Below are 20,264 nucleotides of genomic sequence, written 5' to 3'. Positions count from 1 at the left end.
AGTATTTCTCAAAGGCGGTGGCTGTTTTTGGGTTGTGCTCGCAGTGCTTGCATGAAAAAGCTCTGTTGATTCACGGCTACATGGTTTACATGGAATTAGGTTTCGATACAGACAAGGGGCGGTGTATCCCGTATCGGGATCAAACCGTAAGCGTCATCGCCAACGCATTCGGCTTATCTCAATACGAGGGCCAGGCATCGTTATCGTAGAGATGGCGGACAAAAGCCATTGGATTCCGATACGAGTTCTTCCATGCCTCTCCCATGCCAGCCTCCAGGAAACCATACCGTTGATCGCAGCCGTTGCACTCAATGAAATAGAGCCTTCCATCTTCGGTAATCCCGATGTCCAGTCCAAAATCGGCAGCATACGGAATAAACAGGGACAGGATGCGGGCGATATGCAGGGAAAATTCCGCAATACGCTCGAGGGTTTCTCCGATTGGGGCATTCGGCATGCAGCGGGTTAGAATGTCCGGTACCTGATAGGCGGAACCCCCTTGCGCGATGTTGGAGACAAAGGTTTGAGGCGGCGAGGTTTTGGCAAACATTCCCGCGATTTCCCAGCTGCCGCTGCCCCCCCGCTGCACGGTGACCCTGATGTCAAAGGGACGCCCCCTGTATTCTGCCAGCGGAATGCGCTCCTGTGCCAGAAAGGGCGCACGTCTGATTCTCTGGTAGATTAACGGATGAAGCTTGCCCTCGGCCAATGTTACTGTTCTCCATCCTTTAGCCGAAGGGGAGGAACGCGAATACGTCAATTGGCTGTGCCCGGTGCTGCTTTTTAGCCGCATAATGCCGATGCCGATACTGCCGCTGCATGGTTTTAAGACGAGGTCACCATGTTGGCTTAACATGGATCGAATGGAGACGGGCGTAGCCTTTACCGTATGCGGTAAGGCATTCGTTAATCCCGGATCCTGTTCCAGCATATGGTGTATCGTATCCTTGCCGTAGCGCGTACGGCCGTTAAACACAAAGATTCCTTGTTTGATCAGATCGTCGATCCGCTTGAGTTCACGTCGGTTGTGGTAGATGGCGCGCATATGGATGGCGCGTGGAATGGGAATGTGGACACGGCGGTACCCGGATGGAATGGGTATATATCCTGTCACCTTTCCGGTATCCAATGAAATATGATGAATGGTAAAAAAACAAGGAACCAGTCCGTACATGGCAGCGGCTTCTTCATAGTTAGCCAGTGATTCAGTGCCGATTCTCCCGCTGGAAATTCTGCGATACGTGTTGTTGTTGAGCAGAATGCCGACAAATTCCGGATGCATGGTCATCCTCCTTGTTACCACAGATCATGGAGTCTTTGTACCACATCGTATGCAGCAGGAAGTTTGTCCCGGGTGGACGGGTGTCGCCCGTGGTTGGCCTATTCTTTATCGAAAGATTAGTCACCAATAGCCCCTGATTCGGTATATGTTAAGGTATCCGGCCATACACATGACAGGGATGCGCTTTTTTGAATTAGGGCAATGAAACACTGCTGGTATCAAGGGGGATGGGTACCTATGATATATCAGTAGTGGTTTTTCATATAGATACGTTGTGAGAAGGGTGTGGAGTTATGGGTTTGCGGAAGGTGGCCGTTGTGACGCCGGGGTCCTTTGTGATTCCTTCGGGGAGGAGCAGCTCTGTCGAGCGTGTAGTGGAGCAGACCATTCCATTGGCACAGGGAGCCATGGATGTGCGCATATTTGGAGTGCTTGGAAAAGGACTCCCTTCAAAAGACACGATCAATGGCGTTCCGTGTTACCGCCTGCCATCGGGAGCGAATTATTATCCTTCCCTGCTGCGGAGGCTTCAGAAATGGAGACCGGATATTATCGAAGTACACAATCGCCCGCTGTTAGCTCAGCGTCTGAAGATGCATCTCCCGGATGTAAAGACTGTACTTAATCTCCATTCCAATACCTTTATATCGCCTCCGTATATGAGCGAGCAGCGGTTCGGAAACATCGCCAGGTGGATGGACGGCATCGTGGTGAACAGCCGTTTTTTGCTGGAAGATATCACGATAAGGCATCCGGAGCTGTCGGATAAAATTACGATCAATCATCTCGGAGTCAGTCTGGAGCATTTTACCCCGCCCTTCAGCCCGGCAGCCAAGGCATTGCGGGAAGCCCGACTTGCTCATTACGGATGGAACGGGCGGCGCATCATCCTGTTTGCCGGACGACTTATTCCGGATAAAGGCGTTCACCATTTGCTGGAAGCACTGCCGCAGATCATCGATAAGCATCCGGATGTACTGCTGCTCATTATCGGGAGCGCCGGATACGGATCGGATTGGGAAACCGCCTATGTGCGGGAATTGAAAAAAGCTGCAAGACCCTACCAGCATTGGGTAAACTTTCGCCCCTTTGTGCCATACCCGGCTATTGCGGATTGGTATTCGCTTGCAGACATCGTGGTTGTTCCGTCTGCACCCAGAGAGGCGTTTGGACTCGTGAATGTCGAAGCCATGGCAGCAGGCGTGCCGGTCATCGCTTCAAGCGCCGGAGGAATTCCGGAAATTGTGGAAAACGGAGTGACGGGGTATTTGGTGCAAAGCGATGATTTTCCAGCCGGACTTGCACAGCAGATTAACAATCTGCTGCAGGACGAAAATCTTCGCAGACAGATCGGAATGGCCGGTCGCGAAACGGTGCGGCAGCGCTTCAGATGGGACCATACGGCCGAGCGCTGGGTTCATTTGATGCAGACCATCTGAGGATAACCGATGGAACAGTGGCAGGCGCCCCCCTTGCCGAATAGGATGGAGTAACGATTAGAAGCAGAGGAGAGAGTCGACAGTGAACAAAGCCAGAAGGATCACCAGGGGAAGAGGGAAGAGACCGTACCGGCGATATCCTGGCCGTCTCAAGACATCCGCGTACAGACCGGGCATTGATCGTGGCGGTACGGCCGAGTATGAATTGGCCGATGATACGATTGACGCGGCTCATCTTCGACATCGCAGTGTAAGAAGCGAGGCGATTGAAGACTATTCTGTATATAGCATTCACTTATCCCCTGAATCGATTACTTCCTCTAAAATTGCAAGCCATTCGGTGGACTTGGCGCATTTGAGCTTTAATCCGGTACAAGGGATGCCTGACAGGCCATTAATGCAGCAGTTTGGCGATATGCCGTTCATGTTTCCTGAAGGCGTGGACACCATCGATGTTGCCGTCTCGCTCCAGTCCCCTTATGCCGATGGAAATTATGTCATGGTGGTATCATGCAGCGACCCCGGGTTTCAAGCGGGGGTCAGGTCACGGAATGAGCTTCAGGCGATGGTCGGCATCACAAGGTCCGCAGGCAATCCGCATGCAGCCGGATGGTTATCATGGATAGCAATAGGCGGACAATAAAATCGTAAAAAAGGGCAGGGAGTTTACTCCCCGCCCTTTTTGTATGTACAGATAGCGGATGGGGATAAGCGTTGGGGCGTAACCGTACATATGCCGTTACGATGAAGAAGAGCAAACATACAATAGGATAGATTGCCAAGGAGCAAGTGACCGTTACAAGGGAGGAGGAGTGCAAGTATGCGCAAAATGCAGCGGTTAAGGCCCCGAAGAAGGCCGGTTTCTCGGCGTCCTTCCAGGGAATCGTTGCAGCCACCCGCTATTCCTACCACCTACCGTCCTATGGAGCCACAGATCCCACGGGAGAATCACCCCCATCCTTGCGTGTCTGTCATTATTCCCGCTATGAATGAAGCCGGTAAGATTTCCGCGGTCATAGCAGAAGCGCGGGCGGTTCATCCCGAAACCGAGGTAATCGTTGTTGCGAACGGGTGTAAGGATCAGACCGCAGCTGTCGCAGAACGGATGGGAGCCAAGGTGTTGTCTTTTGCGGAGCCGCTGGGACACGATGTGGGACGAAGTGTGGGCGCAGAAGCAGCTAAAGGACGAATTCTTCTTTTTACAGACAGCGATATGGTTATTCCCTCCGGTGAGTTAAGGCCTTTCGTGCAGGCGGTTCAATCCGGCGTTGATGTGGCCTTGAACGATTATACCGGTCCTATCGATCGGCAGCCGGTTCACCGGGTTATTCTTGCGAAATATACATTAAATTCGATGCTGGGAAGATCTGATTTGCGGGGCGCGTCCATGACAGCTGTACCGCATGCCTTAAGCCGTCGGGCGCTGGAGACAATCGGTGCAAGTGAGCTGTCCATTCCGCCGAAAGCGCAAGCGGCTGCGGTCAACCGGGGGCTGCGTGTAGAGGCGGTCTACCGCGTGGAGGTTGGACGCTTGAATCCCGGTCGAATCCCGGGCGGAGATCCGCTGGAAATGCTGGTGCTTGGCGATCATTTGGAAGCACTGGAAGCCGTGATTGCAGAGCGTGGTATCCGGGGCGGATATCACGATGGTGGACGAAGACGGAGCGTGGTGAGGTGAGCACGTGCAAAGACGGATTCATAAAAAAATAAGTCGATCAGGATCTAAAGGCCGAAGACGTTTAAGGAAAGGTTCCTCACGGGTGGTGGCATACCGTTTAACACGGAGCAGCCGTTGGGAACGGCTCGCACTGAGTGCAGGAGGTATGTCCGGGAGAAGACGAGGAGCGGCCTCCAAAAGGGATGCATCCACGGCCTTGGGTCAATGGCTGGCTTCCAGCGGAATCCCACATCACCAGCTCTGTCACGTCCTGCCAGGGGTAGCGGAAGCGTTCCGACGAGGATACGCCAGAGGTTCCAGGCAGTCGATTCCGGCACCGCTGCTGCCGCCTCTGAACGGGCGTGCTTCCGTTATCGTGTCCGCCTGCAACGAAGCGGGTTCCATTCCGATGGTGCTGCGAGAGCTAAAGCGGCTTCCATTACATGAAATCATCGTTGTCGAGAATGGGAGCCATGATCATACGTACGCGGCAGCGCGTGCATTTGAAGGGGTTACGGTGATTCACATTCCCGAGCGGCTGGGGCATGATGTGGCCCGTGCCTTGGGAGCGAAGATGAGCACCGGGGACATCGTTCTGTTCATGGACGGGGATATGCCGGTGCCTGCGGAGAAGCTGAGTTCCTATCTGGTTGCGGCAGATCGCGGAGTGGATGTGGCATTGAATGATATCATGCCATTGCTGCCGGAATTTGGCCGCCAAGATGAAGTTACCCGCTGCAAAACATTTCTCAACCGCATGCTGGGACGTGACGATCTGGAGGCCAATTCGCTAACAGCTGTTCCCCATGCGATGACAAGGCAGGCGCTGGAGAGTATCGGTTATGCAAATCTTTCAGTCCCTCCCAGAGCCCAGACGTTGGCCATAAGACAGGGGCTTCGGATTGAAGCGGTGCAGACCGTGGATGTTTTGAGCGTAAACCGGCGAAGGAAGACGAATCGCGGCAAGGACAATCCAGTGGCAAAGCTGATCATTGGCGATCATATCGAAGCCCTGGGAGATACGATGAAAAACCTTGGCGGGCGCCTTCAATGGGGACAGGTGTCACGGACGGAATTAGCCTTACGGAGGAACAGCCTATGAGCGGACTAACGAGTATTATTATTCCCACGTATAACGGACTGCATCTGCTCCGTACCTGTGTGGAGCATATCCGGGCATATACCGATGTCCCCTACGAGATTATTGTGGTGGACAATGGCTCGCGGGATGGAACCGGTGAATATTGTGTACGGGAAGGGCTTTTGCTTGTCTCACTGCCGGAAAACACCGGCTTCCCCATCGCGTGTAACCATGGACTTCGGTTGGCCTTGGGAGATCAATTATTGCTGCTGAACAATGATGTTTTTGTTTCACCGCGGTGGCTGACGTTATTGCAAGAAGCGTTATACAGCCAGGAGGAGATCGGGGTCGTGGGGCCTGTAACGAATTACGCAAGCGGTATCCAGCAGGTAAAGGTAGGTTATACGGACAGAGCAGGCTACATCCAGGAGGCAGAACGCTGGAATGTACCGAATGCGGCGCTGTGGCACGAAGTGAATCGTATCGTGGGGTTATGCTATTTGTTTAAGCGCACGGTTATGGATCGGGTGGGATACCTGGATGAGATGTTCTCGCCCGGACACTATGAGGATGATGATTACTGCTATCGCGCTCGCCTTGCAGGGTTCAAGCTGGTGGTGGCAGGGAATGTGCTGGTGCACCATGAAGGGAGTGCAAGCTTCCGAACCCGGTTCCCGAGCGGATTCCAGGAGTTGATTGAACGGAACCGGAGACGGTTTGTAGAGAAGTGGAATGTAGACCCATTACAATTCATCGAGGAGAGAGGTGACGCATCATGAAGGGCGTATTGCTGGCAGGGGGGAACGGCACCCGACTACTTCCGCTGACGAAATATATGAATAAGCACCTGCTTCCGGTAGGAAAGCATCCGATGATTGCATATGGAATCCACAAGCTGCATCAGGCGGGCATCGATGACATTTTATTGATTACCGGCTCCAAATCGGTTGGCCTGTACGCCGAATATTTGGAGAACGGACGGAGCTTTGGTGTCAATTTGACCTATAAGGTGCAGGAGCAGGCAGGCGGAATTGCGGAGGCATTGGAGCTGGCGAAAGGATTTATACCTCACGGTGAAAAATTCGTTGTTCTGCTGGGGGATAACCTGTTTCAGGATGATTTAAAGCCGTTCATTCAGCATTATGTACAGCAGCCTTCCGGTACGGCAATGGTACTGCTTAGTCCTACGGATAGCCCCCATCGGTATGGCGTACCTGTATTTGCGGAGGATGGCAGCGGGAAATTGCTTTTCATTGAGGAAAAACCCGTAAATCCCCGGAGCCGTCATGCGGTGACGGGAATATATATGTATGACCATAGCGTATTTGATATCATCAGCCGAATCAGTCCGTCAGAACGAGGGGAATTGGAGATTACCGATGTCAACAATCTGTACGCAGCCAACGGGTCATTAATGTATGACATCCTGCAGCAGTGGTGGTGCGATGCCGGCACTTTTGAATCGTTGCAGGAGGCGGCTGTGCATATGAAGGATGAATTGCCATGAAAAAACGGCGTGCAGTTCGGGCTGCAGGCCATACCGGAGAGCAGCGAGATGGGGGAGTATCGGGCGAGCATTATCGAGCCGGTTATGAGGCCGGTTATGCTCTCGGGCTAAGGCTTGGGCAGGAGGACAGGGGCAGCGTGTTCGAAGGAACGAGCATTATTATCCCTGCGGATTCTCAGCATGATGCAGCGGTTCAAGTCATACAGCATATTGAGACAATGACTCCCCATCTCTATGAGGTGCTTGTTGCCGATGCTGGCGCCACAGCGAATACGAGGCGGTATATTCATGATCGAAGAGGAGTCGTGCGTCACATCAAGGGGAATAGCGGAGATCATCTAGCCGCCGTTGTGAATAAGGCGATTTCTGCTTCACTTGGCGAGTATATCGTCATATTGGCCAACGATCCTCCACATATGGATAACTGGCTTGGGGTTCTGATGTGCGAGTTTGAGCGTGAACCTGGTGTAAAAATGGTCTACGCCAGTTCTGCAGTATCGGATTTAGGAGCTGCATTAGTAGATGAGGAGAAGTCAGCTCTGCCGAGTTCCTCGTCCAGTCCATTGAGCTGTTTGCTGTTCAGACGTTCGCTCCCGGCAGAGATCGGAATGTGGACGGAAGAGATCCTTTCCGCGGAAGATCATATGCACAGATGGCTTGAACGGATACCCGCGGAACAAAGATTACAGATAGAGGCATCACCGCTATTTGCAAGCGGGAAGATATGATTTGATTGTTGCACGGAGAATCCGTTTTCCGCATATGCTGAACTGATAGAAGAGTGAAGGGGAGTACCGACGTGGAGAGCAAAATCGATGATATGATAGCGCATCTTTCGCATTCTCAACAGCAGCTGGCCCGGATTTTGGAAGCTCAGCGCCATGCTGCTGTTCGCATGGCTCAAATTATACATTCTCTTCCTGAATATGAATTTCAGCTTGCAGAAGGACCGAAATCATCAGGAGGACAGACGACCCAGATCAATCGCAGCATCGTGTCTTATTTGAATGCCATGGCGGATCTGCAGCAAACCGCAGCAGATAGCCTGGAGATCGTGTTAAAGGAAATGAGAGACCAAGAGGAAGAATAACCCGGTAATCTTACCGGATGACAGAGGCGGGAATGCAGGTGAGCAAAGAAGAGTCTTTGATGCGAATGCTGGAAGCAGCCGTAGCCATTCAGCGCGAGACCTCCCTGATCCTGGAAGGGAAGGCTGTCGAAGCTGAAAAAGTTCGCGAGTGGGTGCTTTCGCAGGATCCCTCTACCGGCGGATTGAAGGATTCGTTGGTGATGCATGAGCAAATCGTGGAGCAGATTGAAGGACTGACCCGAATCGGATCAGGGCTCTGCCGGAATCTGCGTGTGGCTTTAGGTACCGATGATCAGGCGTCAAGCGGAGGTTTTGATGAATTTGATTTTGGAGATTCGGATTGATGATTACACGCACCCACCGGGAACATGAAGCAAGGGTAGCCATGATATCATCTATCGCCAGAAGCCAGGAGGCATTGGCCGGCATTTTGGAGAATATCGCCGAAGTCTCGGCCCATTCCGACGTGACAGCGAAAAGGCTTGCTGAGAATATCCGGCTATTAACCGGTTACCAGTCAGTTATGACGGAGATGCTGACAGGCATACCGCGGAACCGAACGAAACGGGGGTCTCCTTCTTCCCCATGGCTTGCAGCCGGAAGGATTGCAAGCCACGGTACAGCAGACCAGGAACAAACCACGCACTTGGGAGGTTAATGACAGGATGAAAGTAAAAATAAAGGGCTTGCGAAAGAGCGGACGTGCACGCCGTGCCGGCAGCAAGAGATTGTCCTTGGCAGTAAGACGCTTAAAGATTGTTAAAGGTGCAAGACGGCGTCGTGGCGGAAACTTGAGTTTGCGTAAACGCCGCGGGATTCGAGGCCGCTATCGTTTACGAAGAGGAGGGCGCGTTTTCTATCCCGCCTCATCCCAGGCGTATAACCAAGGCTATAGTCAGGCATATGACGAAGGATTTAAATCGGGATTTGCGAAGGGTTATGAAGACGGGCAAATCCCTCCTGCACCTGTATGAAGGCGGACAGGGCGGCTCTCACGGAAGGTTTCGAATCCGTGAAGGACCGCTCTTTTTTTATTTTCACTTGCCGTTTCCAAGGGGGCGATACGTAAGGGCATACGCCAAATTCCCGGTTCAAGGGACAATCGTCCATGATGCATTCGTCCTCTTGGCATATAGTTATATGAACCTTTGTAAATCCCATAAGAGACAGGGTGAAGATGGTGAGCTTATCGTTTCTTACAGGTCAGAAGGAGGGCTACCAGGCAGGTTACAGTGAAGGTTACCGTTTGGGGGGGTGCCGTGCGCTGATGGAACGTATTCCAGTCGAGCCCTCGCCATATTTCAATCTGAAAATTCTGTATGTCCCTCAAGGATTTGAGTCCATTGATGAAGGGGTAGTCAAGGGACTTGGCCGAATCGTTCGGGAATGTATCGTGGTGACGCCGGAACAAGTGGTGGAGGTAGCGCTGCAGCAAAAGCCGGATATCATTCTGGTGATGAACGGCTTGCACGTATTTCCGGAGGGGTTTCGCCATTCGATGAATCAGCTCCGGAACCTCGGCTTCCGGACGGCCATTTGGTTTGTGGATGATCCTTATTTTACGGAGGAGACGCCGGGATTGGCACAGCACTTTGATGTTGTGTTCACGCACGAGCTGAGCTGTGTTTCATTGTATCAAAGCGTCGGGGTGAAGGAAGTGCATTATCTTCCGCTAGGCGTTCATCCGGAACTATTCACCCCTACGATGGCAGGGCCGGCATATCGTTCTGACATTTGTTTCATCGGTAACGCGTTCCGCAACCGTGCGGCACTGTTTGATGAATTAGCACCGTTCTTGAAAGGGAAGCAGGTTCGTATTATGGGAGGCTACTGGGAACGACTCGCCCGTTATAAAGAACTCTCTCCGTTTGTGTACAGCGGCTTCATTCCGCCTGCTGAAACCGTGAAATTCTACAACGGCGCCAAAATTGTGATCAACCTGCACCGGCCCACACAAAGCGGTGACGATAACCGCAACAGCCTGAATTATCCGGGACGTTCGATCAACCCGCGCACCTTTGAGATCAATGCTTGCGGTACGCTGCAGATCACGGATATCCGTGAGGATCTGAGCCAGTATTATACGCCAGGAATCGACATCGAAACCTTTGGCTCCGTTCCGGAATTGAAACATAAGATTTCCTATTATCTCTCTCAAGAGGATCAGCGCAGAAGTATAGCGCAGCGGGCGCTTCAGACAACGATGACAAGACATACGTATGTTCACCGACTGCCGGAACTTCTGACTTTGATCGAAGCCAATCGATAAGACGGACTTTGTTTTTCGTTCAAGCAAATATCAGGGAGGAGCGAAGCGGATGGCTAGAAGTTTAGTTACAGGACCACGTCGGTCCGCCGTATCCGATGCATACGGGCAAGGCAGGAATGCCGGTCTTCAAGCGGGATACGATGAAGGGTACTTCCGGGGGAAATCACAAGGCATCGTCAACCGGATTGTATACACCCCGCCTGTGCGGGATATCCATGTCTTGTTTGTCAGCTCGGGAAAAGGATTTCCCTATTCGCCGATTGACGAGGCGATTATTGGCACGCTGCATGGCATGGTACGTCAGCTTTCGCTGACGGATGCGAAGCAGGATGTAGCAGCGGAAGCAAGCCGCACCAGGCCGGATCTGGTGCTGGTGCTGGACGGCATGTATCTTCCTGTGGAACAGATGGATGCCGTTCGGGCCATGGGGATTCGGACAGCCGTATGGATGACCGACGATCCGTATTATACCGATATGACCATAGGCTGGGTTCATCACTATGATTATGTGTTTACGCTGGAGTTTAACTGTGTGGCTCATTATCAGAACTTGGGCTGCGCTCAGGTTCATTATTTGCCATTCGCTGCATTTCCCGGCCATTATCGTCCGATCGTCAAACCTGGAGCGGCAACCCGCGATATCAGTTTTGTCGGTACAGCCTACCCGAAGCGGATTCAGTTCTTTGAGCCCATTATGGATCAACTGATGGCGCACCGTACATTTATTAACGGAAATTGGTGGGAACGATTCCCTGGGTATGGGCGATATAACAACCGAATCGAGGTCAACAAGTGGATGGGCCCCGCGGAAACGGCAGACGTATACAACAGTGCCAAGATTATCATCAATCTGCACCGTGCGGTAGATGACGACGACATTAATCAAAATAGAGGTCATATTCCTGCGGCTTCCCCAAACCCTCGTACGTTTGAGATCAGTGCCTGCGGTACGCTTCAACTCTGTGATGAGCGCGCGGATCTGGCACGCTTTTACACGCCGGGTGTGGAGATTGAGACATACCGATCGCCTGGTGAACTGCTGGAGAAGATTGAGTATTATCTTACGAATGACCAACTGCGTAAAGATATCGCCCATCGTGCGCTGGAGAGAACGTTTCAGGAGCATACCTATGCACATCGGCTGAACACGATGTTCTCGGTCATCTTCCCTTGATCGATATTCAGAAATAGATGAATGTTGGGGGAACAAGCGTCGTTGCGGTATCTTTGTCTCCCTAATATATTGTACCAACTGGGTGAAAAGGAGGTGGATCGCATCCGGTACTGCGAGAATCACGGTTACTGAAGATGCGGACGATACCGATGGCCCTTAAACCGAAAATGTTGATTTTTTCACACGTATCCAATCCTTCAAGCATTACGGGAGCGGAAAAGCTGCTTCTGTTCTTCTGCGGGCAGTTAGCTCCATACTTCGATTGTGTTCTGGTTGCACCGAATGAAGGCCGGCTGACCATGCTGGCCAGACAATCCGGGATTATGGTCAAAATCTACAAAATCCCATTGCTCCACAGTATCTATACACCTGGTGCCCAGCTAATGAACGAAGCGGATAAGTTAATGACAACAAATGTATTCCGTGCTTTGACAAAATGGATAGCAAATGAAGGACCTCAGGTGATCCTTATCAATACCTGCGTGCATTTTATGCCGGCGGCTGCCGGAAAACGACTCGGGATTCCCGTGCTGTGGCAGCTGACAGAAAAAATTACGGATAACGGGTATGCCCATTTCTCCACTTCGTTAATCCATCAGTACAGCAGTTGGATCATCAGTATTTCCGAATCGGTAGCCGAGAGCTTCCCGCCGGAAGTGAGGCAGTCGAAGATGACGGTTCTTCCTCCATCCTGGAGCGAGTCTGACATTCAGCCGGAAGCATGGCCGGGATGGAGGGCCTCCTACCGGGAGAAGCTTGGGATCACATCGAACAGACCCGTAATTGGAATGATCTCGTCGTTTCTGATCGAGAGCAAAGGGGTCCATCATTTCATCGACATGGCGCTTTCGCTCAAGGATGCCTATCCGGACGCGGTCTTCCTCATTGTTGGCAGCGTGCTGGACCTGGACTATGAGAGGCTGTGCCGCGATCGAATTGCTTGGTCCGGAGCTCAGCACCGATTCATATTCGCCGGTACCCAGGATGATATCACACAGGTGTACTGTGCACTCGATGTTGTTGTTGTACCGAGTGTAGTACCGGAGGGATTCGGGTTGACGGCACTGGAGGGCCTGATGTACGGAAAACCGGTTGTTGCCTATGCCTCAGGAGGACTCCAGGAAGTGTTGACAGCTGCCGGCTGTCCGCATCTGCTAGCCGACCCAGGAAGTACGGCCTCTCTGGTGGAGAAAGTAAGGTCCATACTGGATCAGCCGGATCAGGGAGTTTCCTTGGGAATGCAGAACCGGATGCAAGCACAGGCTGTTTATGGTCCTGCGATGTACCAGGTACGAGTGAACGAAATGGTTTCCCGGTGGATGAATGAGCATCCTGAGTGGTTCCAGGCGACGGCAAGAACGGCGAAGCACCGGGCTGCTCCGACGAGACGGCATAAACAGCGTAAGCGGATCCGGAAGAAACGCGGAAAAGCCGGACTGCGCCGAATAATCCCTCGCACGAGAACCAGAAGAACAGAAGGAAAACCGACCAGGCGACGGGCATCAAAGCCTAGACAACGCAGAACGTCCGCAAGGCGACGGAAGGCATAAGACGAGAGGAAAGGCAGAGCGGTCCTCAGGCTGAGACATTGAAAAGCAGGTATGCATCCACTCTGCCTCCTCACGAATACGGGAAGAATGGTCGTGCTGCGGAAAGATCGCCTTCGGATCTGTGATTAACTTGGCAAGGGAGAATCCGATATGAAAGTCATGACAATCTTGGGTACGAGGCCCGAAATTATCCGATTAAGCTTGATCATTCCTCTATTAGACCAGTATGCAACGAGGCATGTGCTCGTGCATACAGGGCAAAATTTCACGAATACCTTAAGCGGGGTGTTCTTCTCGGAGATGGGGCTCCGCAGTCCGGATTACGTCCTTCAGGACCGTCAGGCAACGCTCGGAGGCCAGCTGTCGGTCATGTTCAGCCGTATGGAAGAAATCTTGGAGCAGGAGAAGCCCGATACCGTTCTGCTGCTAGGCGATACAAACAGCGCGCTTTGCGCTGTGCTGGCTGAGCGTCTGGGATATCCCGTGGTGCATATGGAAGCGGGGAACCGCTGCTTTGATCTTGATGTGCCTGAAGAGAAGAACCGCAAAGTCATTGATGCGGTATCCTCCATCAATATGCCTTATACGAGCTACAGCAAGAATCACCTGCTTCGCGAGGGTGTGCCGAGTCAGCGTATCGTTCTGACAGGGAACCCGATCTATGAAGTCATGAAGCATTATGAAACTCAGGTCAATCAAAGCCGGATCATGGAGCAGCTGTCCTTGTCGCCTCAGCAATATTTTCTGGTCACGATACACCGCTCCGAGAATGTGGATCGACCTGAGAATTTAAAGGAAATTTTAAATGGGTTAAACGCGGTTGCGGAAACGTTCGGACACCGGCTCATATGCAGCCTTCATCCCCGGACGGCTTCGCGCCTTGAAGGGGCGAAGGAGGTTAGTCTCCATCCGCTCATTGAATTCCACGAGCCGTTTGGCTTTTTTGATTTTGTGAGGCTCGAGAAGGATGCGCTGTGTGCCATCACCGACAGCGGCACGGTACAAGAGGAATGCTGCATCATGCACGTACCCACAGTAACGGTTCGGCGGACGACGGAGCGACCGGAGACTGTGGATTGCGGAAGTAACATCGTATCCGGCTTGAGTGCCGACCGGATCCATGGAGCGGTCAAATTGATGACTCAATTGAGTCGCGACTGGAAGTGCCCGGACGGATACTTGGCGGACAATGTGTCGCGTACCGTCGTAAAATATGTGCTTGGAGGGAAAGTGAATGTTCACTAATCAACGGATTTTGGTGACTGGCGGCACAGGCTCTTGGGGACATGAACTGATCAGCCAGCTACTGCCGCTAAATCCTAAGCAGGTCATCGTCTATTCCAGAAGCGAGGCTACGCAAGTGGCCATGGACCGTGAGTTTGAAGATCCGAGACTCACTTTCCGAATTGGGGACATCCGCGACAAGGAAGCTCTTACGGCAGCCTGCCAGGATGTCGATTACGTCTTTCATCTTGCGGCGCTGAAACATGTACCTGTATGTGAGGAGCATCCCTATGAAGCTCTGAAAACCAATGTTGTAGGCACGCAGCATGTCATTGAAGCAGCCATTGAAAACCAAGTAAAAAAAGTGATATATATTTCAACGGATAAAGCTGCAAATCCATCCAACTTTTACGGCATGACCAAGGCGATTGGCGAAAAGCTGATTGTGTATGCTAATCTGTTGAGTAATCACACCAAATTCGTTTGCGTGCGGGGCGGCAATGTTCTCGGAACGAACGGGAGCGTCGTTCATGTATTCAAGAATCAGATTCGGCAAAAGGGACAGATCAGCATTACCGATCACAACATGACCCGTTTCTTCCTGACCTTGAAGGATGCAATCTCCTTGCTGTTCAAAGCGTCGATTGAAAGCATAGGCGGCGAAATCTTCGTTATGACGATGCCGACCTGCCGCATCGTGGATTTGGCGGAAGTGCTTATAGAGGCTTCCGGGAGAAACGATGTCACAGTGGTTGAAACCGGAATTCGACCGGGAGAGAAGATTCATGAAATACTCATGAGTGATTTTGAAAGCCAGACAACCGTTGTTTACGATGACGAATATTTGGTCATTTTACCGACTTTAGATATTCCTGATCTGAAGGAACGGTATCAACACCTGCCCAAAGTGTCTTTCAACAGCTTCAGCTCGGAGCATCAATTGATGACGAAGGTCGAAATACGGGATATTCTGCGCCGCGGAGGATTCTTGCCATGAAGATGCTCATTCTCGGGGGAAATGGCATGGCGGGACATATGCTTGTACAGTACTTTCAGTTATCCGGCAAGCATCATGTCTTTTATACGACCCGGGACAGAAGCGATTCACAAGGCCTGGTGCTCGATGTAACCGATATGAGTGCTGTAGAGCATATCGTGAAGGCGGTTGGGCCCGATATCATCATCAACGCCGTAGGCGTCTTGAATCAACGAGCTGAGGAAGACAAGATAAACGCGTATCATATCAATGGTTTTTTACCTCATCGGTTGCGATATTTAGCGAATAGCATTTCAGCCAGACTTATTCATATCAGCACGGATTGCGTGTTTCTGGGGACCAAGGGAGGCTATCGGGAAGATGATCTTCCCGATGGTGTGACTTCCTATGCGGTAACCAAAGCGCTGGGCGAGGTCCAAGATCCGGATCACTTGACGATTCGAACCTCGATCATCGGACCTGAAATTCGGCAGAGCGGAATCGGCCTGTTTAACTGGTTTATGAAGCAGCGAGGCGAGGTCTCCGGCTACCGGGCTGTGCTATGGAACGGTGTTACAACGCTGGAGCTTGCCAAAGCGATCGAATTCTTCATGAACAAGGACGTGGGAGGTCTCATCCATCTCGGACACCCGAATCCGGTAAGCAAATATGAGTTGCTGCTGTTGTTCAAGGACATATGGGGGAAACACGATGTGGTTGTGGTCCCGACGGATGAGTTTGTTCAGGATCGGACGCTGCGCAGCACGCGACTCGATGCAACCTATCCATTCCCGGATTATGCTCAAATGTTAAAGGAGATGTATGAATGGCAGCAGAAACATTAACAAACAAAAAACTGCTGATCACAGGAGCCACAGGTTTTACCGGCTTACATGCTTGTGCTTATTTCGTCCGGCAGGGCTGTACGGTCGTTGCTGCCGGTCGAAATAAGAAAACGCTGGATTCGATACAAGGCGTCATTTCCGCCGAGTGTCACCTGGAGGACCGTGAACAGGTGAATGAACTTATTCAAACTAACCGTCCCGATTATATTTTACATTTAGCCGGAAAAAATTCAGCTTCGGAGTCGTGGAAGCATCCTGCTTCATATATGGAGAGTAATGTTATGGGCACCATCTATCTGCTTGAGGCTGTTCGGCAGCATTGTCCGGACAGTCGCATGGTGATGGTTGGATCCAGACTAAGCGTAGATCCCGCAAAAGGCGCGGCCGCGGTTCCTCATCCATACAGCCTTAGCAAAACCTTTGCCAGTTGGTCCGCAGCGGCCTGGCACAGCATGTTTAACCAGCATATCGTCCTTGCTGAGCCGTCCAATCTGATTGGCCCTGGAGAATCGACAGGATTCTGCACGCTGCTTGCCCGGTATATTGCAGGCTGTGAAGCGGGTAGGGGCCTGCCGCTATTCCGTATCAGTTCCCGATTCGAATCCAGGGACTTTCTGGACGTTCGGGATGCGGTAGCTGCATACGGCGTACTTCTGAAGAGCGGTTCTTCCGGCATGACGTATCCCATCGATTCGGGGAAAGAGCATACGCTTGGAGAACTGGCTGAGCGCTTACTGAAGGAGACCGGGACGGTGGTGCCCATCGATTGGGGACCTGAATCCGCCTCGCTTTCGTTGGATTCGTTAAATAAGGGGACCGGGGGGCAGCAAGGGACCGGGCTCCTCAAAGCGCTGGGATGGAGCCCGCAATACGTCCTGGAGCAATCGCTTGCCGATATTATGGATGACGCCAGAATACAGGTGCAGTCCTCCACTTCATAAGTAAAATGAAATAAAACGCCGATGGATGTTCGTGATCTAATCGGTGTTTTTTTGTCCATAAAATTAGGCTTGATCATCAGTAATCTTCCATGTTAAAACCTTTCAGCATACCACTTCTGCCGCAAGGTCATCCTATACGATGTTAATACACTCATTATAGAGATGGAGGATGAATCATGATTAAATCCAAGGCCCTCAACCTGACCGTCTCCACGGCATTGCTGCTGAGTATGGCTGCAGTAGCAGGATGCGGTAACGCCAACGACGGCAACACGACACGCACGAACAATGTGGACAATGGCCGTATCGGTGTGAATTCCGTACGGAACAACCAGAACGTCCGCAGCACGCAGCAGCATGACCTGACCAACCTGAAATACAGCAAAACGCTGTCGAGAAAAGTTTCGGATATCAGTGGTTTAGGTACAGCCCATGTATTCGTGACAAACCGCAATGCGTATGTATCGCTGTCCCGGGATGGCATGAACACGAACAACATCAACGGTCGTGTGACGGGTATGAGCACTGGAGCTAATCGTGCCACTGACCGTACGCTGACGGGCACGAACACCACGAATGTCAGAAACCGTACCTTCGGTACCTCAGGTACAGGCAGCGTTGGACTCCTGCAAGGAATGGCAAACGACACAAGACGTGCTGTGGACAATACGACAGGTCTTGGAACAGGTTTAGGCCGTAATGCCGATAACCGCGGCTTCGGTGTAAACGGAACGACAACCAATGGCGGATTTGGCGGCAGCAATTATAATACGTTAAACGGAACACGCACGAATGGACTGATGGGTACTAACGGAACGAACGGTACGACAAATGACACTCATATGGGAACAGGCATCAATGGCGTTCCTTATGGCACTTACAACAACAATAATATGGGTATCATGAGCAACAATCGTGAAGAGGTTCCTCAACATGTACGTCAGGAGATTACGAGCAAAATTCGCAAGACCGCTCCGCATATCAGTCAAGTATATGTTTCCACAGATGAGGATTTTTATCAGCATGCCAATCGTTTTGGAACTGACGGTAATGCAGCGAACACGGTTGGAACGCTTACGCGCGATTTCGGCACCTGGATTAACCGTGTGTTCCCACTGAACCTTGGCGGTCGTGACGGCATGAACGATACCCGCGGCAACCTGATGAAGAATGATACGGATGACGGTTGGTTTGGCGGTAATCGGAACAGCCGGTAAAACCTCTATACCAAAAGGAGCTGCTCTTTAGGAATGAAATCATCCCTAAAAAGGCAGCTCCTTTGCTATGTCTGCTATAAGTAATAATCAATCAGGATTAATGTTTGCGTTGTCCTTGAATCCAGACGCCTTGAAGCTCCAGATCATTTGAAAGCATCAGCACATCGGCAAGCTTGCCGGCTTCAAGAGAGCCTGTAAGATCTGCGATGCCGATCTTTGCGGCGGGATTAAGACTTCCAACGCGGGAAGCCTGCTCAATGCTTAACCCAACCTCTCGGACCAACAGCTGAAAGCCTTTGATCATCGTCAGCGTACTGCCAGCCAGGCTGTCTCGGTTGCTCTTGAGCGTGGCGATGCCGTTCTCGACAACAACCGGCAGGTCACCAATCGTATATTCGCCGTCAGCCATACCGGTAGCGGACATCGCGTCGGTAATCAGAATCAGATTTCCGTCTTGCTTCATGCGGGCCAGAATCCGAATGGCTGCGGGGTGGACATGGATACCGTCAGCGATAATCTCGCAGCTTAAGCGATCATCACTGAGCATCGCGCCCACCACGCCAGGCTTGCGATGGTGCAGTCCTGTCATCGCATTGAACGTATGCACGCCATGGCTAAGACCTGCTTCAACGGCGGCTTCGACTTCCTCATAGGTGGCATCTGTATGCCCCAAGGCGGCTACGATCCCGTGGGTGTTCAGCCAAGAGATAGCCTCTAGTGCTCCCTCGCGCTCGGGTGCGAGCGTCACCTGGCGGACCAGGCCAGGGTAAGTGGATACCCACTCTTCCAGCCAATCGATATTAGCGTGAACGATATGCTCCGGATTTTGTGCGCCGGGCCATTTCGGGCTGATAAAAGGGCCTTCCAGATGTACGCCCACCAGTCTCGTGTAAGGCATGCCTTGGCTCTGGTAGTTGTTAACTTCTTGCAGCACATGGTCGATGGCTGCCTTAGGGGCCGTCATCGTGGTAGCAAGCATGGCCGTTGTTCCCTGGGAGCTGTGGAACGACGTGATTTTATCCAGAACATCCTTGGAGGCATCCATGAAATCTTCACCGTTACCCCCATGTACGTGGATATCAATAAAACCGGGAATAATGTACCCATCCGGTTGATGGATCACTTCCGCTGCGGCCTGCTTCAGATCGGCAGGGAGCCCGGAAGCATCACCGGCGTAGGAGATGCTCTCACCTTGAATCGCCAGCACGCCATCTTCGCAGATGCCGTTTGGCGTCAGGACTTGACCATACAGCAATTGGACAGATTCTTTTCGTTCGCCGCTCATACCAGCAGTCTCCCTGCACCTTGATCCAAAAGGACAACCACATTCGGATGACATTGAAGCAGCGATGCCGGACATTCTGTGGTAATCGGTCCTTTCAATGCACGGTGAACAATTTCCGCTTTATCCTCACCACGGACGAGGAGAAGAATTTGCCGGGCTTTCAAGATCGTGGCAACGCCCATCGTAATCGCATGGGTTGGAACATCATCCAGGGTAGGGAAGAATCTTGCATTGGCGTTGCGTGTTTTCTCTTGCAGCTCAACCACATGCGTACCCCCACTCAAGGCTTCGCCAGGTTCGTTAAAACCGATGTGTCCGTTATGTCCAAGGCCGAGAAGCTGGAGATCAACCGGGCCGAATTCTTCCAGCATTTTATCGTAATTCAGGCATTCTGCTTCCGGATCGGCAGCATTTCCGTTCGGCACATGGGTCCGTTCGATCTGGATGTCCACATGATTGAAGAACTTCTCATTCATGAAAGTGCGGTAGCTCTCGGGATGGTTCTCGGGAAGGCCTACATATTCGTCCAGATTATATGTTGTGGTCTGGGCGAAGCTGACCAGGCCCTGACGATTCATTTCAATCAGTTTGGCATAGAGCCCGACCGGTGTGCTTCCTGTAGCCAGTCCCAGCTTAGCGCGCGGATTGGTGTGAATCAGGCTGGAGATCAGGTTAGCGCCTGTTTGCACAAATTGTTCTTCATCGCGGAATGTGTAAATATTCATTG

General features: G+C 51.9%; 22 protein-coding genes. 19 read left to right on the top strand and 3 right to left on the bottom strand.

Annotated features, from left to right (window positions below; all coding sequences use genetic code 11):
* Positions 1–178: 178 nt before the first annotated feature.
* Positions 179–1,282, bottom strand: a complete 1,104-nt coding sequence (locus AK95_RS29540) for a YheC/YheD family endospore coat-associated protein (protein ID WP_071223487.1) — start codon at positions 1,280–1,282, stop codon at positions 179–181.
* A 293-nt stretch (positions 1,283–1,575) separates the two neighbouring features.
* Between AK95_RS29540 and AK95_RS29535 the strand changes: the two genes are divergently transcribed.
* From AK95_RS29535 to AK95_RS29445, 19 genes are all read left to right on the top strand, one after another.
* The gene (locus tag AK95_RS29535) at positions 1,576–2,721 is read left to right on the top strand and encodes a glycosyltransferase family 4 protein (RefSeq protein ID WP_071223486.1); all 1,146 of its coding nucleotides are present in this window, start codon (positions 1,576–1,578) and stop codon (positions 2,719–2,721) included.
* Between the two features lie 82 nt (positions 2,722–2,803).
* Complete coding sequence (locus AK95_RS29530; protein WP_071223485.1) at positions 2,804–3,364, top strand: WIAG-tail domain; 561 nt, start codon at positions 2,804–2,806, stop codon at positions 3,362–3,364.
* A gap of 177 nt (positions 3,365–3,541) precedes the next feature.
* A complete protein-coding gene (locus AK95_RS29525) occupies positions 3,542–4,399 on the top strand; it encodes a glycosyltransferase family 2 protein (protein ID WP_083397758.1) in 858 nt (285 codons plus the stop codon).
* A 145-nt stretch (positions 4,400–4,544) separates the two neighbouring features.
* Positions 4,545–5,480, top strand: coding sequence for a glycosyltransferase family 2 protein (locus tag AK95_RS29520; RefSeq protein WP_071223484.1), 936 nt, complete (start codon positions 4,545–4,547; stop codon positions 5,478–5,480).
* Complete coding sequence (locus tag AK95_RS29515; protein WP_071223483.1) at positions 5,477–6,238, top strand: glycosyltransferase family 2 protein; 762 nt, start codon at positions 5,477–5,479, stop codon at positions 6,236–6,238. Before AK95_RS29520 ends, AK95_RS29515 begins: the two co-directional genes overlap by 4 nt.
* Complete coding sequence (locus AK95_RS29510) at positions 6,235–6,966, top strand: sugar phosphate nucleotidyltransferase (RefSeq protein ID WP_071223482.1); 732 nt, start codon at positions 6,235–6,237, stop codon at positions 6,964–6,966. Before AK95_RS29515 ends, AK95_RS29510 begins: the two co-directional genes overlap by 4 nt.
* Positions 6,963–7,694, top strand: a complete 732-nt coding sequence (locus AK95_RS29505) for a glycosyltransferase family A protein (RefSeq protein WP_071223481.1) — start codon at positions 6,963–6,965, stop codon at positions 7,692–7,694. The genes AK95_RS29510 and AK95_RS29505 overlap by 4 nt, the downstream gene beginning before the upstream one ends.
* A gap of 71 nt (positions 7,695–7,765) precedes the next feature.
* Positions 7,766–8,056 carry a nucleoside-diphosphate sugar epimerase gene (locus AK95_RS29500; RefSeq protein ID WP_071223480.1) on the top strand — a complete coding sequence of 97 codons (291 nt, stop codon included), beginning with the start codon at positions 7,766–7,768 and terminating at the stop codon, positions 8,054–8,056.
* A 32-nt stretch (positions 8,057–8,088) separates the two neighbouring features.
* Positions 8,089–8,400, top strand: a complete 312-nt coding sequence (locus AK95_RS29495) for an alpha-helical endospore appendage domain-containing protein (protein WP_233354786.1) — start codon at positions 8,089–8,091, stop codon at positions 8,398–8,400.
* Positions 8,400–8,714: a hypothetical protein gene (locus tag AK95_RS29490; RefSeq protein ID WP_071223479.1), complete on the top strand. Its 315-nt coding sequence runs from the start codon at positions 8,400–8,402 to the stop codon at positions 8,712–8,714. Before AK95_RS29495 ends, AK95_RS29490 begins: the two co-directional genes overlap by 1 nt.
* A gap of 7 nt (positions 8,715–8,721) precedes the next feature.
* The gene (locus AK95_RS33715) at positions 8,722–9,030 is read left to right on the top strand and encodes a hypothetical protein (protein WP_074961975.1); all 309 of its coding nucleotides are present in this window, start codon (positions 8,722–8,724) and stop codon (positions 9,028–9,030) included.
* Positions 9,031–9,233: 203 nt separating this feature from the next.
* Complete coding sequence (locus AK95_RS29480) at positions 9,234–10,325, top strand: CgeB family protein (protein WP_071223477.1); 1,092 nt, start codon at positions 9,234–9,236, stop codon at positions 10,323–10,325.
* 49 nt (positions 10,326–10,374) lie between these two features.
* Entirely contained in the window at positions 10,375–11,499 is a 1,125-nt protein-coding gene (locus AK95_RS29475; protein ID WP_071223476.1) for a CgeB family protein, read from the top strand.
* Between the two features lie 149 nt (positions 11,500–11,648).
* Positions 11,649–13,049, top strand: coding sequence for a glycosyltransferase family 4 protein (locus AK95_RS29470; RefSeq protein WP_071223475.1), 1,401 nt, complete (start codon positions 11,649–11,651; stop codon positions 13,047–13,049).
* Positions 13,050–13,199: 150 nt separating this feature from the next.
* Positions 13,200–14,294, top strand: coding sequence for a non-hydrolyzing UDP-N-acetylglucosamine 2-epimerase (gene wecB, locus AK95_RS29465; RefSeq protein WP_071223474.1), 1,095 nt, complete (start codon positions 13,200–13,202; stop codon positions 14,292–14,294).
* Positions 14,284–15,270 (top strand): polysaccharide biosynthesis protein, encoded by a 987-nt coding sequence (locus AK95_RS29460; protein WP_071223473.1) that lies wholly within the window; start codon positions 14,284–14,286, stop codon positions 15,268–15,270. Before wecB ends, AK95_RS29460 begins: the two co-directional genes overlap by 11 nt.
* The gene (locus AK95_RS29455) at positions 15,267–16,094 is read left to right on the top strand and encodes an SDR family oxidoreductase (RefSeq protein WP_071223472.1); all 828 of its coding nucleotides are present in this window, start codon (positions 15,267–15,269) and stop codon (positions 16,092–16,094) included. The genes AK95_RS29460 and AK95_RS29455 overlap by 4 nt, the downstream gene beginning before the upstream one ends.
* Positions 16,076–17,035 carry an NAD-dependent epimerase/dehydratase family protein gene (locus tag AK95_RS29450; RefSeq protein WP_071223471.1) on the top strand — a complete coding sequence of 320 codons (960 nt, stop codon included), beginning with the start codon at positions 16,076–16,078 and terminating at the stop codon, positions 17,033–17,035. Before AK95_RS29455 ends, AK95_RS29450 begins: the two co-directional genes overlap by 19 nt.
* A 176-nt stretch (positions 17,036–17,211) precedes the next feature.
* A complete protein-coding gene (locus AK95_RS29445) occupies positions 17,212–18,252 on the top strand; it encodes a YhcN/YlaJ family sporulation lipoprotein (RefSeq protein WP_071223470.1) in 1,041 nt (346 codons plus the stop codon).
* Positions 18,253–18,349: 97 nt separating this feature from the next.
* Here AK95_RS29445 and nagA read toward each other — a convergent pair whose 3' ends face one another.
* Both nagA and nagB read right to left on the bottom strand, forming a co-directional pair.
* Entirely contained in the window at positions 18,350–19,537 is a 1,188-nt protein-coding gene (nagA, locus tag AK95_RS29440; RefSeq protein WP_071223469.1) for an N-acetylglucosamine-6-phosphate deacetylase, read from the bottom strand.
* Positions 19,534–20,262 carry a glucosamine-6-phosphate deaminase gene (nagB, locus tag AK95_RS29435; protein ID WP_071223468.1) on the bottom strand — a complete coding sequence of 243 codons (729 nt, stop codon included), beginning with the start codon at positions 20,260–20,262 and terminating at the stop codon, positions 19,534–19,536. Before nagB ends, nagA begins: the two co-directional genes overlap by 4 nt.
* Between the last annotated feature and the right edge of the window lie 2 nt (positions 20,263–20,264).

The organism is Paenibacillus sp. LC231, assembly GCF_001860525.1.
In the GTDB taxonomy this organism is placed as follows: domain Bacteria; phylum Bacillota; class Bacilli; order Paenibacillales; family Paenibacillaceae; genus Paenibacillus_AQ.
This window is presented reverse-complemented; position numbering and strand designations above follow the sequence as displayed.